The sequence below is a fragment of the Diaphorobacter oryzae DSM 22780 genome (genome assembly GCF_059568935.1).
This window is the reverse complement of the sequence record NZ_JCANUL010000011.1, coordinates 88007-104394: the sequence shown is the minus strand read 5'-3', so window position 1 is coordinate 104394 and position 16388 is coordinate 88007. Positions and strand designations below refer to the sequence as shown.

The window sequence follows — 16388 nt, the reverse complement described above, 5'->3', positions numbered from 1 at the left end:
CGGGCTTTCTTCGTTGTCCACGTCGCGCAAACTCAGCGCCCCGACCAGGCGGCCAACCACGCATCCAGGCCTGTACCCTCCAGCATCCAGTCACGCCGAACGGCCGCTTGCAGCTCATCGCCCTCCCGCCTGGCCGCATCCAGGTCGCCAACGTGCATGCGGATGGCCCCCACCCAATCCTTGAACCGGTTACGCACCTTGGTGACCGGCAGGCTGGAACGCCGGTAAGGGCCCACGTCGCTGCAGACGACCGGATACCCGCAGGCCCCATATTCAAGCAGCTTGAGCTGACTCTTGCATTGGTTGAACAGATTGTCTTCCAGGGGGGCAATTGCCAAGTCCAGGCCCAGTGCCGCCAGACGCGCAGGGTAGCGGTCAATGCCGCCGCCGGGATGGTATTCGTGAACGTGCGGCAGCAGCGCATCGGGGCACAGGCCAAAGAAAACCCATTCCACCTCCTGCGCAAGCTCTCGCACCACGTCCTTGAGCAGAGCCAGATCCCCCGTGTGCCCCACGCCACCCGCCCAGCCGACCCGGGGTTTTGCGGACTGGCGGCGCGTAGGTTGCACCGCGCCCCACCATGATGGAGGCAGCCGGTTCTCCACCACCCGAATGTCCGGGTGCAGACCCGCGAAGGCCTCCGCCAGCGGCTCGGTGGAGACGACGAAACGATCCACATAGCCCAGCCCCTGACGCAATGCCTTGAGTACATCGCTCGACAACGCAAGGCGATGCGCGTTCTGCAAAGGCACGTTGGGCAGATAGTCATCCAACTCATACACCTTGAATGCCCGCGAGAACATGTGGATGCGGCGCATGGACTCGATCTGCTTCTCTCCGATCCGCCGTTGCAGCACGATCACATCGGGCGCATAGCGTTCGAGTTCAGGCACCTCCAACAGCGCCGCGGAATACCCTCCGTCAATGCGTCCCGCCGCCTGCATCGCGCGCCATGGCTGAATGACCCGGTAATGCCCGCAGCCGTATGCATCGGCTTGGTGCGCCAGCACCCGCGGCCCCCGAGCGGGCGCGCCGGTGGGCATGCGCAGATGCGGTTCAACCTCATACCCCTTGCCGTACAGGGTGAAATGCCGGTGATACGCCGGGTCGTGCGCCAACACCGGAAGCCATTTGGCGTACATCGCATCCTGCTCGGCGGCAAAGCGCTGGCGCTTGGCCTCCTGGGCTGCGGCGTCCACGCTTTTCTGGCTCACGCTGCCCACGTGCATCATGAGTGCGTGCGGCGTCCACACCACCAGGTGACCGGACTGCCTGACCTTGAGGCACAGGTCCACGTCGTTGTAGGAAACCTTGAAGTCGCCCTCGTCCAATCCGCCCACCGCCTCATAGACAGACTTGCGTACCATGAGGCAGGCCCCCGTCACGGCGCTCAGGTCTTGATCCACCAGCAACCGGTGCAGGTCACCCGGAGCATTCATGGCGGCCCCGTTGTACGGATGGTCAGCGGGCCCATTCAGGCCCAGCACCACACCCGCGTGCTGGACGCTACCGTCTGGATAGAGCAGCTTGGCACCGACGATGCCCACCTCGGGTCGCTGTGCGTGGTTGAGCATGGCGTCGAGCCAGTTTTCCTGCAGCACCGCCGTGTCATTGTTGAGCAGCAGCAGATACTCGCCGCGCGCCTGCCGTGCAGCTAGGTTGTTCATCGCCGAGTAGTTGAACGGATGCGGGTAGCGCAGCACACGCAGCTGATCCGACTCCATGCGCTCAATGCTGTCGAGCCATGCCTGCGCTTCAGGGGTCGTGCTGCCGTTATCAACAATCAGCACTTCAAAGTGACGGTAAGCGGTCTTCTCGAGCAATGTCTCCACGCACCGCTGGAGCATCGGCAACTGATCCTTGGTCGGGATGATCACCGACACCAACGGCGCATGGTCATGCTCATACAGTACGCGGAAGGTCCCCGGTACTCCATCCACCACCCGGGCACTGGCATAGCCACGCCGGTGCATATGAGACAGCACCACCTGCCGGGCATCTTCGCTGGCCGACACCGCGGCTGGCGCAATGAGGAATGGCTCCGACACATGTCCCAAGCTGGCGAACTCCCCACTTTCGGCCATGCGCAGCAATGCGCCCAGTTCGAATGCATCGCCATCCTCCGCATCGAACCCGCCCACGGCCTCGAGCGCCTCGCGGCGGAAGAGCCAGTGCCTCCCCATCACCCCGGGGAAGCTCACGAGCAGGTCGAGATTGAAATCCGGGCGGAACAGCGGCAGCAGCCCCTTGGCCCCCTGCACCACCTCGTCCGCATGCACTGCCTTGCACGCAGGCGCCTGCACTAGTGCCTGGCGCACCATTTCCACCCCTGAGGGCAAAAACTGCACCCCGGCAGGCACGCGCAGCCACCATTGCTCAGTGCGCCGCTCCATGAGTGCCGCGAGGGGTGCGCAGCCATCGCCACAAGCCAGTACCGATACAGCCATGCCACGCGGATAGCGCCCGTCAGGCCCGCTAAGGCTGCGTCGCGTGCTTTCTGCCTGATCACCCTCCTCTCCGTCAATGACGACGTGGAGGGTCGCTACCGGTCCCTCCTCCTGCGTCATGCGGACACGCGCACCCTCGGGGTCGCGTCGATCCAGCCACTGCGCGAAGGCGTCGGGCGAAGGCAAAACGGCCATCCGCTCGCGCTGCAGGTCTTCCTGCAGCTCCTGCGGAGGGCTGTGCAGCACGCGCCGCGTAGCCTCCAGATAGGCGCGGCCGAACTTGGCATCTGGCTCGAGATAGCAGCCCTCACCCCATTCATTCCAGGCATTGATGAAGACAATCCGCTCATCGCCCGCCTGTTCCTCCAGCGTGCGCGCCACGGTGCGGCGCAGCCATTGCTCGTAGAGCTGCGGCGTGGAACCATGGATGACAGTGGCTCCGCCCTTGCGCCGACGGGCCGCGTTATCCCACGCTGGCACGATGCCGCGAAAGCGCTTGTAGGCAGGGCGGGGCCTGCTCAGCCAATAGTCCGGCAACTGCGCGTAGTCCGCCAGATTCATCCGGTTGTCGCGCAGACCATGCAGCGCCATGTCTGGCGCCAGGGTGGAGAAATTGACCTGATGCGGCAGGAACTCGGTCGCTGCATCGAATCCGGCCGCATCAGGGTGCATCGGCTTGAAGCTGTCTACCGCCAGCAGGTAGACCTCGCCAATACCCTCGCGACGCCAGACTTCCCGCCATGCGGAAGATGCACGAGCCACGTTCGGAATGATGTCAAGCCGGTAGACGAGCACCAGCGGCCGGCCATCCACGCGGATGTAGCGCGCGTCGCGCAGGTAAGGCACCAAGTCCAGCGCGAAGCGTTCGTCAAGCTCCGGGGAGTAGCTCTGGCGCATCAGCACTTGCTGCTCGCCGCCGTCCCAGCGGCGCGTCCAGTTCTCGTTGGCCCAACACAGGCAGAACGGCAGATCGATATCGGGCCGGCTCAACAACTGGTCTACAGGCTTCTCCAGCAACCGCTGACCGTCGAACCAGTAGTAATAGAAGCAAAAGCCTTCCAGCCCATGCTCGCGCGCCAGGCGGGCCTGGCGATCCAGCACCTCGACATCGGAAAGGTCGTAGTAACCCATCTCCGCCGGCACGCGCGGCTGGTAGTGACCGTCGAACAGCGGCTGCCCTTGGCGCACATTGCTCCACTCGGTGAAGTCCTTGCCCCACCACTCGTCGTTTTCCGCAATGGCGTGGAATTGGGGTAGGTGGAAGGCGATGGCGCGCACGGAGCTCCGGGGGGCTGCGATCTCAGCGACGGCCACATCCTTGAGCGCACCACGCAAAACACCCGCCAAGTCCAGCGGCCCGGAGGGCAAATACAGGCGACGCAATGCATCCAACGAATACAGGGCCGCGCCCTCGGCCCCGGAGGATGACTCCCGGCAAAAGCGCTCAAACCATGCGGCGTCACGAACCGAATCCATCGCCACGTAATAGCGGCTCAACAGCCAGTACAGGAGATGCGACCGGTCTGCCGGCTGCTTTTGGTTCAGCACCTCTACGACATCCGACAAGTCATGGCCATCGGCAAATGGGGTGGCGTAGGAGGTCCCCAGAGAGATAACCGGGCGCTCATAGAACAGCGCCTGCATCCCCACGGCCGAGCTCACGGTCACCACCGCATCGCACATGAGCATCAACACCTGGGAGCTGGCATAAATATCCCGCCCACGTGCACTCCATACGAAGTGCGGGTACTTCCCAGCCAGGTAGCGCGCAACATCCTCTGTCACCACCGGATGATCTGGATGCTCTGTCACCACGACGGCAACGTCACGGGGCACCCGCTCCAGCACTTCCTGCAGATAGTCGAACTGTGACCTGAAGCGGCAGTTGGCATCAAATGCGTAATAGCCGGAAAACTGCAAAGGCAACAGCAGTTTCTTGCGGAACAAGGCCAGTCGCTCTCCATAGATAGCTTCCGCCTCGGGCCTCAGCCGGCTGATGCCTTCGCCGATATAGACCTGCCTCAACCGCCTAATAAACGCCAACTCCTCCTCGTCGGCGCGAAAGGCACGAATACGGTCCGACTGCCGGGACAGGAGACTGTCCTTGAACATGCCACAAGGATCAAAATACAGGGTCAGCGGAAATGGCTTGCGGGAAAACATTCCCACTTCCAAGAACAAAATGCGTGCCTGCGGAAAAAGACGCTCCAGAAAAGGCGCCGGAGAAAATGAAATAATGACCTCAGGATTCCAGCCTCCCAGAAGCCTCTTCACATACTCCAAAAAAACATCCTGCACCTTGCCCGTCTCACCAAGGTACCAACGCGATGTGATGTCCAGGTAATCCCGGCCGGCCCTCTCTATCAAAGGCTGGTAATCGGCCACAAAAGTGGCTTCCCCAGAAAACCCCCGACTCTGCGCAGCCTCCTGCAAAGCCTCTCCAAGCAGCACACGGAAGTCTGCTCCCGCTTCAGCCAGAGACTCTCGGAAAATTACCGCAAGGTCCAGCCACCCTGCCTTCCAAAAAGGTGCCTGCCGCTCAATGAAGGGTTCGACATACAGGAGGCAACGCATCAGAACTCCCCCACTGACCGCAAGATATCTTTGGCCGGAACGCCCATGGCCACCGCGCGCCCCACGCGCCACTCCTTGTCAATCCCCGTCATCACCGCCTCCTGCACGGCGCTCCAGTGCCGCTGGGGAATGACGATCACGCCATCTGCATCGCCAAAGACATAATCGCCATTAGCAATATCCACCCCCTCAATATTCAACGGCTTATTCATGGACCGGACCACGCCACGGTACTTGATGTCCGAGCAATAGAACCCGCGTGCAAACACCGCAAAATCCAATGCCGCCACAGCCTCTGCATCACGCGTCACGCCATTGATGACGGCCCCCTCCGCCCCTGCGCGCGCAGCAAGTCCCGCATTGAGATTGCCAAAATACGCGCTGTCCGGCACCAGGTTATCCACAACGATGATGTCCCCAGGACGAACAAAGTCGTAGCTTCCCAGCGCATCGTAAATATTCTCCCAATGCTCGCCCGGCCTGCATTGGTCCAGCAGCATGGTTTTGGATCGGCCAAAAATCTTGCGCCGAGTATTAGGCTGAAGGTGCCGAGGCAGGGCGCATCGCATCCCCATCTCTCGGGTAATGTCCGACAGCATCGCTGAAGACAGGTAAGGCTTCAATGCTTGCATGGCCAGGTTTTCCTGGGCGCGCTTGCCGGCCGATATGCTTTCGGCAAAAGTGAGGTCGGCGGGCCAGTTCACATCCACGCTTTCTTCCGGGTTCAACAAGAAGAAGCATGGGGCAGCAGTGAAGCGCCGATCAATGGCTACACCCTTGTTCTTGACCATGTACAGGCTCATGGCCTCGATATCTACCGCCGGAAGGTCAACGCTATTGGGAATTCGCCCCCGGCCATATTCAGGCTCGCCGTCCTTCCAGACATATTGCTTTTCCCGCTTGATTGCCACCAACGAGTCCGCGCCCGAATCGAGAAAGCATGACAAGGCACGATCCATCGTGTCAGCATCAACGAATGGCGCCGTGCAAAGCACTTGAATATAGACATCTGCAGCCACCTGGGAGCACTCATAGGCAAACAGCGCATGCCCATCGGTTTGATTGGTCGCCAATTCCGGAGGACGCTTCAACCTTTTGACCGGGAGATCATCTACCAGAGCGGCCAGCTCATCCGAGTCCGTATCCAGATAAACCTCGTCGATACGCGAGCACTCCAGCAACTGACGTAATTTCCGCTTGAACAAATACTCCCCATCCAGGATGGACAAATTCTTGTTCTTGATCCGCTCGCTGTGCCCTTTAGCAGGGACAAAGGCCACAATCTTCATTTGAAATTCCCATCAAAACAGCGTCCAACACTTGCCGGTCAAGCGCCCTAAACCATCAACAAAGGAGCAAATGCCTACCCCATCGGGCACACCAGCATAGAGCAGTTCCCTGGGGTGAAAACCGCATAAACGCCCTTGAACACTTGGCAATTGCGCCTTTTGCGGCGCCCGACATGCCATAAGCTCAAGAGAAGCCAAAGCCGTCCGATACCACTGATACGATTGCGCAATCCCGTTGCGGCTCCAGCCTCCATCGGGCGCGGCAATATTCACCAGCCTATCCGCCTTCCATGCTCGTCATCCTCGGCTACATCATCACCTTCGGCTGCGTCTTCGGCGTGTTCGTGGCCCATGGCGGCAACGTGCAGGTGCTGCTGACGGCCCTGCCCTTCGAAATGATCACCATCGGAGGGGCGGCGCTGGGGTCGTTCATCGTGACCAACCAGCCCAAGGTGCTCAAGGCGACCATGGCCACGCTGCCGCAGGTGTTCAAGGGCAACAAGTACACCAAGGCGCGCTACATGGAGCTGATGGCCATGCTCTATGAAATCCTGCAGAAGGCGCGCAAGGAGGGCCTGATGGCGATCGAGCAGGATGTCGAGGCGCCCCAGGATTCCGAGCTGTTCAAGAAGTTTCCCACCGTGGGCAGCGACCCGCATGTGATCGAGTTCACCACGGACTACCTGCGCATGATGGTGTCGGGCAACCTCAACGCCCACGAGATAGAGGCGCTGATGGACAGCGAGATCGAGACCCACCACGCCGAGGCGCACGCCCCCGTGGCGGCGCTCACGCGGCTGGCCGGCGCGCTGCCGGCCTTCGGTATCGTGGCGGCCGTGCTGGGCGTGGTGAACACCATGGGCTCGGTGGGGCAGCCGCCGGCGGTGCTGGGCGGCATGATCGCCTCGGCGCTGGTGGGCACGTTCCTGGGCATCTTGCTGGCCTATGGCGCGGTGGAACCACTGGCCGGCCTGCTGGAGCAAAAGGCGGCCGACGCGGCCAAGGAATACGAGTGCATCAAGTCCACCCTGCTGGCCAGCATGCAGGGCTACAACCCGGCCACCGCGATCGAGTTCGGGCGCAAGGTGCTGTTCTCGGGGGATCGCCCCGGCTTCGTGGAGCTGGAAGCCCATGTGAAGGGCAAGAAGTAACAACGGCCGCCCCGCGCAGGACCGCCCGCCATGGCAGAAAAGAAGCTTCAGCCCATCATCATCAAGCGCGCCAAGAAGCGCCCCCATGCACCGCACGGCGGCGCCTGGAAGATCGCCTACGCCGACTTCGTGACGGCCATGATGGCCTTCTTCCTGCTGATGTGGCTGCTGGGCTCCACCGCCAAGGGCGAGCTGCAGGGCATTGCGTCGTATTTCTCGTCGCCGCTCAAGGTGTCGATGCAGGGCGGCGACGGCGCGGGCAACAGCTCCAGCGTGATTCCGGGCGGCGGCAACGACCTGTCCAAGGTGCACGGCCAGGTGCGCCGCTCCGACGCCGACAACGCGACCAACCTGCGCACCAACATCGAGATGGCGCGCGCCGAGCGTGCCCGGCAGGATGCGCAGCGCATCAAGGCGCTGCAGTCGCGGATCGACGCGATGATCACCGAGAACCCGCGCCTGAACGAATACCGCTCGCAGATCCGGCTGGACCTCACGCCCGACGGGCTGCAGATCCAGATCGTGGACGACCAGAACCGCCCCATGTTCGACAGCGGCAGCGCCCTGGTCAAACCCTATATGCGCGACATCCTGCGCGAGATCGGCGCGGCGCTGGGCGGGGTGGAAAACCGCGTCAGCCTGGCCGGCCACACCGATTCCGCCCCCTACGGCAATGGTGACCGCGGCTACAGCAACTGGGAACTGTCGGCCGACCGTGCCAATGCCTCGCGCCGCGAGCTGGTGGCCGCCGGCATGCCCGACGGCAAGCTGGGCCGCGTGGTGGGCCTGGCCGCCAGCGACCTGCTGGAGCCGGACCACCCGCGCGCGGCGGTGAACCGGCGCATCACGATCACGGTGCTGACGCACGAGGCCGAGGAGCGGCTCATGGGAAAAAAGAACATCCTATTCCCATTGCCGCCCACCGAGGCCGAAAAGCAGGAGAATCCAGCTTCTGCCCCACCCAGTCAGTAACAACTTGTCACGTTGCTACTGACTTACGACAATAGTTCCGTAATTTCCACCGAAAGGGTCCTTTGTGTCCTCCGCCCTTCGTTTTCTGATCGTTGACGACTTTTCCACCATGCGGCGCATCGTCCGCAACCTGCTCAAGGAAAGCGGCTATGCCGACGCCGACGAGGCCGAGGATGGCGTGGTGGCGCTGCACAAGCTGCGCAATGCCAAGTTCGACTTCGTGGTCACCGACATCAACATGCCGAACATGAACGGCTTCCAGTTGCTCAGCGAGATCAAGAAGGACGACAAGCTCAAGCACCTGCCGGTGCTCATGGTCACGGCCGAGGCCCGCAAGGAGGACATCGTGGCTGCGGCCCAGGGCGGCGCGGCCGGCTACATCGTCAAGCCGTTCACCAAGGCCACGCTCGAAGAGAAGGTCACGCTGATCCTCAAGAAACTGGGGCTGTGAACATGGAGGCAGCGGAGCGCAGCATGCCCCCCGACGGGGCGGACGATGTCCACCACAAGATCGGCCAGCTCACCCGCCAGCTGCACAACGCGCTGACCGAGCTGGGCTACGCGGACCAGCTGCGCGGCACCATGGGCGAGCTGCCCGACGCGCAAAGCCGCCTGTCCTACATCGCGCGCCTGACGGGCGAGGCCGCCGAGAAGGTGCTGGGCCGCGTGGAGCAGGCCAAGGCGCAGCACGACTACATCGCCGCCGAAACGCGCCGCGTGGTCACCGCGCTGGTGGCCGACCCGGTGGCGGCCGTGGCCAAGGGCGAGATCTTCAACTTCCTGACCGACGTGGAGCGCGTCACCAAGGAGGCCGACGCGCACCTGACGGAAATCATGATGGCGCAGGACTTCCACGACCTCACCGGCCAGGTGATCGCGCGCGTGGTGAACCTGGCCGCCACCATCGAGCAGCAGCTGGTGCAGCTGCTGATCCAGACCGCGCCGCTCCAGGCAGCGGCCCAGGCCCCGGCCCCCGAGCCCCGCCGCGAGCACCTGCAGGGGCCCGTGGTCCGCCCCGAGTCCACGCCCGACGTGGTGACCAGCCAGTCGCAGGTGGACGACCTGCTGGCCAGCCTGGGGTTCTGAGCCAGCGCCGATGCATTGACAGCCGAATCGGCCTCTAGCGCCCATGGATAAAGCGCAACAAGCTATAACTTAAATAGCAACATGAACGCCCGCGCCTTGCGCCACGCGGCGTGAATAGCGCCGCTACCGCCCCCTTATTCGGGCTTTAGCTTTCGCCCCGGCTCCCGACAATGGCGTGACCCAGAAGTCACGCCGCCATGGATTCGAGCCAAGACAAAAACCTCCCCGCCACCGAGCGCAAGCTCCAGAAGGCACGCAGCGACGGCCAAGCCGCACGCTCACGGGATCTGTCGCACCTGGCGATCCTGGGCATGGGCGCGCTGTCGCTGCTGGTGCTCGCGCCCTGGTTCACCGAGTACCTGCAACGCGCCCTGAGCCAGCAGCTGGTGTTCGACGCCGCCACCGTGCAGACGCCGGACCACATGCTGGAGCGCCTGAAGACCATGGCCGTGATCGGCGTGCTGGCCAGCGCCGCGTTCGCGCTGCTCACCGGCAGCGCCGCGCTGCTCAGCGCCATCGGCGCGGGCGGCTGGATCTTCAGCCTCAAGCCCATCACGCCGCAATTCAACCGGCTCAACCCGCTGTCGGGCTTTGCCAACCTGTTTTCCAAGCAGCAGCTCACCAACGTCAGCAAGATGGTGCTGATGACCGGCATCCTCTCCTTCGTCGCCTGGAAGTTCATGGGCAACAGCATCGAGAAGATGGCCCTGCTGGTGCTGCAGCCCTCGCCGCTGTCGCTGCGCCACGCGGGCGAGTGGATCGTCTCGGGCATGAGCCTGCTGCTGCTGGTGGTGTTCCTGTTCGCCGTGGTGGACGTGCCGCTGCAGGTCTTCTTCTTCAAGTCGCGCCTGAAGATGTCGCACGAGGAGGTGAAGCAGGAGCACAAGGAGTCGGACGGCAACCCCCAGCTCAAGGGCCGCCAGCGCCAGCGCGCGCGCGAGATCGCCGACGGCGCCAGCATCGCCGCGGTGCCGAAGGCCGACTTCGTGGTCATGAACCCCACGCACTACGCCGTGGCCCTCAAGTACGACGACGCCAGCATGGGCGCGCCCCAGGTCATCTCCAAGGGCACGGACCTGCTGGCCTTCAAGATCCGCGAGATCGCCCAGCAGCATGGCGTGCCGGTGCTGCAATCGCCCATGCTGGCGCGCGCGCTGTACGCCCACGCCGAGCTGGAGCAGCCCATTCCCGCCCAGCTCTACACCGCCGTGGCGCAGGTGCTGGCCTATGTCTACCGCCTCAAGGCCGCGCTGCGCGGCGAGGGACGCATGCCCGACGCGCAGCCCGACCCGTACGTGCCGCCCGAGCTCGACCCGCACCACGGCGCACCAGCCGCCGCACCTGGTAACGCATGATGACCTCCACCCCGATGAACACCCTCCGCCAATGGGCCGGCAACCATGGCTCGGCGCTGCAGGGGCTGGCGGCCCCGCTGCTGGTGGTCGCCATCCTGGCGTTGATGGTGCTGCCCATTCCCGCGTGGATGCTGGACACCTTCTTCACGCTCAACATCGCCGTGGCGCTGATGGTGATGATGGTGGCGGCCTACATGATCAAGCCGCTGGACTTCGCGGCCTTTCCCTCGGTGCTGCTGCTCACCACGCTGATGCGCCTGTCGCTGAACGTGGCCTCCACCCGCGTGGTGCTGCTGGAGGGCCACACCGGTCCCGGCGCCGCGGGCGCGGTGATCGAGGCCTTCGGCCATTTCCTGATCGGCGGCAACTTCGCCGTGGGCCTGATCGTGTTCGCCATCCTGGTGGTCATCAACTTCGTGGTGGTGACCAAGGGCGCCGAGCGCATCGCCGAGGTCTCGGCCCGCTTCACGCTGGACGCCATGCCCGGCAAGCAGATGGCCGTGGACGCCGACCTCAACGCCGGCCTGATCGACGACAAGGAGGCCAAGCGCCGCCGCGCCGAGGTGCAGGAGGAGGCCAACTTCTTCGGTTCCATGGACGGTGCCAGCAAGTTCGTGCGCGGCGACGCCATCGCCGGCATCCTGATCCTGCTCATCAACATCGTGGGCGGCTTCGCCATCGGCATGCTGCAGCACGACCTGTCGGCCCTCGATGCGGCCAACAGCTACATCCTGCTGGCCGTGGGCGACGCGCTGGTGGCGCAGATTCCGGGCCTGCTGATCTCGGTGGCCGCGGCCATGGTGATCTCGCGCGTGGGCAAGGAAACCGACATGGGCCAGCAGATCGTGCACCAGCTCTTCATGTCGCCGCGCGTGCTGGGCGTGACGGCCGGGGTGCTGATCCTGCTGGGCCTCATCCCCGGCATGCCGCACACCGTGTTCCTGGCCATGGGCAGCGCCATCGGCTACGGTGCCTGGCTGCTGCTGCAGCGCCAGCGCCGCCCCGCCCCGGTGGAAGAAGCGCCCGCCCCCGTGAGCGACGGCGAGGCCAGCTGGGACGACCTGCAGCCCGTGGACCTGCTGGGCCTGGAACTGGGCTACCGCCTGATCGCCCTCGTGGACAAGAACCGCCAGGGCGACCTGCTCACGCGCATCAAGGGCGTGCGCCGCAAGTTCGCGCAGGAGGTGGGCTTCCTGCCGCCGGCCGTGCATGTGCGCGACAACCTCGAACTCAAGCCCAGCGCCTACCGCATCACGCTGCGCGGCGTGGTCGTGGGCGAGGGCGAGGCGCACCCCGGCATGTTCCTGGCCATCAACCCCGGCGGCATCAGCACGCCGCTGATCGGCACGCCCACCACCGACCCGGCCTTCGGCCTGCCCGCGCACTGGATCGACGCCAACCAAAGGGAAGCGGCGCAAATGGCGGGCTTTACCGTGGTTGATTCGGAAACCGTGATGGCGACCCATTTGTCACACTTGATGCAAGTGCAAGCCTCCAAGCTCCTGAGCCGCACCGAGACCCAGCAGCTCGTGGAGCATGTGACCCGGCTGGCCCCCAAACTGATCGAAGAAGTCGTGCCCAAGATGGTGTCCATCACAACGTTCCAGAAGGTGCTGCAGCTGCTGCTGGAGGAATCCGTGCACATCCGCGACATCCGCACCATCATCGAAACGCTGGCCGAACACGCCGGCAGCACGCAGGACCCCGCGGAGCTGGCGCGCCGCGTGCGCATCGCGCTGTCGCCGGCCATCGTGCAGCAGATCTACGGCCCGACGCGCGAGCTCAATGTGATCGCCATCGAGCCCGGCCTGGAACGCCTGCTGGTGCAGGCCCTGGGCAATGCCAGCGGCCCTGCGCTGGACCCCGGCGTGGCCGACCTGCTCACCCACAAGGCCGCCGAAGTGGCCATGAAGCAGGAAGAGCTGGGCATGCCCGCCTGCCTGCTGGTGCCCGACCAGATCCGCAACGCCATCGCCCGCCTGGTGCGCCGCGTGGCGCCCCGCCTGCAGGTGCTCGCGCACAGCGAGATTCCTGAAACCCACACCATCCGCATCGGCCCGATCCTCAAAGGTGCAACGTCATGAACATCAAACGCTTTACCGCCCCCACCGCCCGTGAGGCCCTGGCCAAGGCGCGCATGGCCTTCGGTGACGGCACGCTGATCCTGTCCAACCGCCCCACGGCCAATGGCGTCGAAGTGGTGGCCACGGCCGAGGAGACCCTGTCGTCCCTGCACGGCGGCGCCGAGCCCGCGCCCAGCCGCCTGCAGGAGCGCGCCGACGACCTGGCCGCCAGCACGCCCGTGCGCACGCCGCAGGCGGCGCCATTCCAGCAGGCCCAGCCCGTCCAGCCCCCAGCGCCCCGCCCCGCCGCCGCGGCGCGCAACACCGTCGCCAAGGACACCGAGCAGCTCGCCATGAGCACGTTGTCCTTCCAGGACTATGTGCGCGAGCGCATGCTGCGCCGCCGCCACGAGGCGCTGAACGGCACGCCCGGCACCGCAACGCTCAACGAGCGCGCGGGTCTGGAGCACGGCCAGCAGGAACGCCGCTTCGAGCGCCCCGCCGAGCGCACGCTGGCGCCACAGCCCGAGCCGCTGCCGGTGAACGCCCCCCTGGCGCGCCACAACCCGCTGCGGGTGATGCACGCCGCCCTGGGGGCCGAGCAGCTCACGCCGCGCCGTGCCGAGCTGCCCACCACCGCCGCGCCCACGCTGGCCGCGGGCCTGGGACAGCAGAGCCTGATGAAGGAGCTGCAGTCCATGAAGGAGCTCATCGAGGACCGCTTCAACACCCTGGCCTGGCTGGGCCAGGCGCGCCAGAACCCCATCCAGTCCAACCTGATGCTCAAGCTCATCCGCTCGGGCTACTCGCCGGCGCTGTCGCGCGCCGTGCTGGAGCATTTGCCCGAGCACCTGGGCGCGGCCGATGCCGTGCGCTGGCTGATGGAGGTGCTGGAGCGCAACCTGCGCACCGACGCGCAGACGCTGCCGCTGTACGAAGAGGGCGGCATCTACGCCATGGTGGGCGCCACCGGCGTGGGCAAGACCACCACCACGGCCAAGCTGGCCGCGCTGTGCGCGCGCATCCACGGCCCCGCCAGCGTGGGCCTGATCACGCTGGACACCTACCGCGTCGGCGCCCACGAGCAGTTGCGCTCCTACGGCCGCATGCTGGGCGTGGTGGCGCACCTGGCGCACGACCGCGCGGCGCTGCAGGACCTGCTGGGCCTGCTGTCGTCCAAGAAGATGGTGCTCATCGACACCACGGGCGTGGCCCCGCGCGACCCGCGCAAGCGCGACCTGCTGGACGTGCTGCAGCTGCCCGGCGTGAAGCGCCTGCTGGTGCTCAACGCCAGCAGCCATGGCGACACGCTGGACGACGTGCTCACCGGCTTCAAGACCACGGGCTCGCAGCAGGCCATCCTGTCCAAGGTGGACGAGGCCGTGAAGCTGGGCCCCGCCATCGACGCGCTGATCCGCCACCAGATGGTGCTGCGCGGCGTGACCAACGGCCAGCGCGTGCCCGAGGACTGGGAGGCGGCCGACGCGCGCAAGCTCGTCAGCGCCTCCATGCGCACCAGCGTGAAGTCGGCCTTCGACCCCAAGGCGGCCGAACTCAACTTCTTCTTCTCGCACGCCACGGAAACCGCCGACGAGCAAGGACTGGCCGATGTTGCTTGACACCATCCTCCACCAGGCCACGGGCCTGCACAGCTTCACGCCGCAGCGCGACCTGCGCCTGCTGGCCGTGCTGAGCCAGCCGGACAGCGGCCCCTGGCTGGAAATGCTGTGGCAGCTGTGCTCCAGCCTGCAGCGCCTGGGCTACCCCGTGGTGGTGCTGGACGGCACGGCCGCCGAGAGCGACCAGGCCCCCGGCCTGGAGCAGCTGCTGGGCGCCACGCCCTGGCCCGGCACCGAGGCGCTGGACGCCGCGGCCGCCAGCGCCTCGCTGGCGGTGGTGCCCGCGGCCCGCGGCCTGGCGCGGCTGGCCGACCCGGCCCAGCACCCGCCCGGCGCCGCGCTGCCGCGCCTGCACCCGCTGTTTCGCTCCTACGCGCTGATGGTGCTGTACGCGCCACCGGAGCAACTGGCGCCGCTGCTGCGCGGCAGCGCCAGCGTGCCGCTGATCATGACCGGCCCGGGCGCCCAGGGCATGGTGCGCAGCTACCGCCAACTCAAGCACATGGCGCTGCATGCGGGCGTGGGCTGCACGGTGGCCTCCATCCTGCCGCCCCACACGGCGGCGCACCCCCGGCAGACCGCCGAGGCGCTGGCCACGCTGCAGCGCAGCGCCCGCGGCCACCTGGGCCTGCAGATCCACACCACCACGGTGGCCGGCGCGCGCGCGCAGGACATCCAGCGCCTGGCCTTGCAACTGCTGGAAAACGCATGCACCATTGACGCCCCCATGCCAATGCTGCCCGCGCACAGTCTCTCCGCCCTCTCCCCCCTGGAACGGAGCCACTGAAACGATGTACACCGCGAAAGGCCAGCTCGACCGGGACGCGCTGTTCCACCAGCACGTGCCCCTGGTGCGGCGCATCGCCCACCACATGATCGCCAAGCTCCCGCCCAACGTGGAGCTGGACGACCTGATCCAGGTCGGCATGATCGGCCTGACCGACGCGCTCTCGCGCTACGAGGTGGCCCAGGGCGTGCAGTTCGAGACTTTCGCCTCGCAGCGCATCCGCGGTGCCATGCTGGACGAACTGCGCGAGGGCGACTGGATGAGCCGCAGCTCGCGCAAGAGCCAGAAGGAGATCGAGCAGGCCCTGCACCGCGTGGAGCAGAAGCTCGGGCGCAGCCCGATGGAGTCCGAGATCGCGGCCGAGCTGGGCATGAGCCTGGAGGACTACCAGTCCCTGCTGAGCAAGGTGCGCGGCACGCAGCTCGTGTACCTGGAGGACATCCACCACGGCGACGATGACGACGAGGGCTTCCTGGACCGCCACGTGGCCAGCGGCGACGCCGACCCCATGAACGCGCTGCGCGACCGGCGCCTGCGCGCCTCGCTGGTGGAGGCCATCAAGCAGCTGCCCGAGCGCGAGCAGTACATCATGGGCATGTACTACGAGCACGACATGAACCTCAAGGAAATCGCCGCCGTGCTGGGCGTGACCGAATCGCGCGTGTGCCAGCTGCACAGCCAGGCGATCGCGCGGCTGCGCACCAAGATGCGGGGGCATTGATCTTTCTGACTCAAAATGGGCTGCTTGGCTTATAAAGTCTGCGTAGACAGCTATCTTTTTTGAGTTTCTTTGGTTGGATTGAACGTTGTCGGCCGAGCGCAGCGATGGCCTGTCTCGCGGGTGCCCTTCTGGCCGTACCGAGAAGCGCAGGGCTGGGCGGACCAGGGCTCGCGATTGTCTGAGCGCCGCAGGCGCGAGTTCGAGCGAGACCCCGCACAGACCGAGCATCGCAGGTTGCCCCGCTGCATAGCAGCGGGGTCACGGACAGCAGGGTCGCCTTTTCTTTGCTTACTTTCTTTTGGCGAAGCAAAAGAAAGTGAGTGC

Annotated in this window: 12 protein-coding genes; 9 read left to right on the top strand and 3 right to left on the bottom strand. The window is 65.3% G+C overall.

Features of this window, described 5'->3' with window-relative positions; genetic code table 11:
- Positions 1-32 precede the first annotated feature (32 nt).
- From BP68_RS15660 to BP68_RS15650, 3 genes are read right to left on the bottom strand one after another with little or no spacing between them, the layout of a single operon-like run.
- The gene (locus tag BP68_RS15660; protein WP_496373417.1) at positions 33-5021 is read right to left on the bottom strand and encodes a glycoside hydrolase family 99-like domain-containing protein; all 4989 of its coding nucleotides are present in this window, start codon (positions 5019-5021) and stop codon (positions 33-35) included.
- Positions 5021-6310 (bottom strand): RraA family protein, encoded by a 1290-nt coding sequence (locus tag BP68_RS15655; RefSeq protein ID WP_496373415.1) that lies wholly within the window; start codon positions 6308-6310, stop codon positions 5021-5023. Before BP68_RS15655 ends, BP68_RS15660 begins: the two co-directional genes overlap by 1 nt.
- A gap of 12 nt (positions 6311-6322) precedes the next feature.
- A complete protein-coding gene (locus tag BP68_RS15650; protein ID WP_496373413.1) occupies positions 6323-6583 on the bottom strand; it encodes a hypothetical protein in 261 nt (86 codons plus the stop codon).
- Positions 6584-6600: 17 nt separating this feature from the next.
- On the opposite strand from BP68_RS15650, the gene motA reads away from it, so the two are divergent.
- From motA to BP68_RS15605, 9 genes are all read left to right on the top strand, one after another.
- Positions 6601-7461: a flagellar motor stator protein MotA gene (gene motA, locus BP68_RS15645; protein ID WP_496373411.1), complete on the top strand. Its 861-nt coding sequence runs from the start codon at positions 6601-6603 to the stop codon at positions 7459-7461.
- A 30-nt stretch (positions 7462-7491) separates the two neighbouring features.
- Positions 7492-8433, top strand: coding sequence for a flagellar motor protein MotB (gene motB / locus BP68_RS15640; RefSeq protein ID WP_496373409.1), 942 nt, complete (start codon positions 7492-7494; stop codon positions 8431-8433).
- Between the two features lie 64 nt (positions 8434-8497).
- The gene (gene cheY / locus BP68_RS15635) at positions 8498-8884 is read left to right on the top strand and encodes a chemotaxis response regulator CheY (protein WP_496373407.1); all 387 of its coding nucleotides are present in this window, start codon (positions 8498-8500) and stop codon (positions 8882-8884) included.
- 2 nt (positions 8885-8886) lie between these two features.
- The gene (locus tag BP68_RS15630) at positions 8887-9519 is read left to right on the top strand and encodes a protein phosphatase CheZ (RefSeq protein ID WP_496373483.1); all 633 of its coding nucleotides are present in this window, start codon (positions 8887-8889) and stop codon (positions 9517-9519) included.
- A gap of 197 nt (positions 9520-9716) precedes the next feature.
- Positions 9717-10874 (top strand): EscU/YscU/HrcU family type III secretion system export apparatus switch protein, encoded by a 1158-nt coding sequence (locus BP68_RS15625; protein ID WP_496373405.1) that lies wholly within the window; start codon positions 9717-9719, stop codon positions 10872-10874.
- The gene (gene flhA, locus BP68_RS15620) at positions 10874-12958 is read left to right on the top strand and encodes a flagellar biosynthesis protein FlhA (protein WP_496373481.1); all 2085 of its coding nucleotides are present in this window, start codon (positions 10874-10876) and stop codon (positions 12956-12958) included. The genes BP68_RS15625 and flhA overlap by 1 nt, the downstream gene beginning before the upstream one ends.
- Positions 12955-14556 carry a flagellar biosynthesis GTPase FlhF gene (flhF, locus tag BP68_RS15615; protein ID WP_496373403.1) on the top strand — a complete coding sequence of 534 codons (1602 nt, stop codon included), beginning with the start codon at positions 12955-12957 and terminating at the stop codon, positions 14554-14556. The genes flhA and flhF overlap by 4 nt, the downstream gene beginning before the upstream one ends.
- Positions 14546-15343 (top strand): hypothetical protein, encoded by a 798-nt coding sequence (locus BP68_RS15610; protein ID WP_496373401.1) that lies wholly within the window; start codon positions 14546-14548, stop codon positions 15341-15343. The genes flhF and BP68_RS15610 overlap by 11 nt, the downstream gene beginning before the upstream one ends.
- 4 nt (positions 15344-15347) lie before the next feature.
- Positions 15348-16064, top strand: coding sequence for an RNA polymerase sigma factor FliA (locus BP68_RS15605; RefSeq protein ID WP_496373399.1), 717 nt, complete (start codon positions 15348-15350; stop codon positions 16062-16064).
- The last annotated feature ends 324 nt before the right edge of the window (positions 16065-16388 follow it).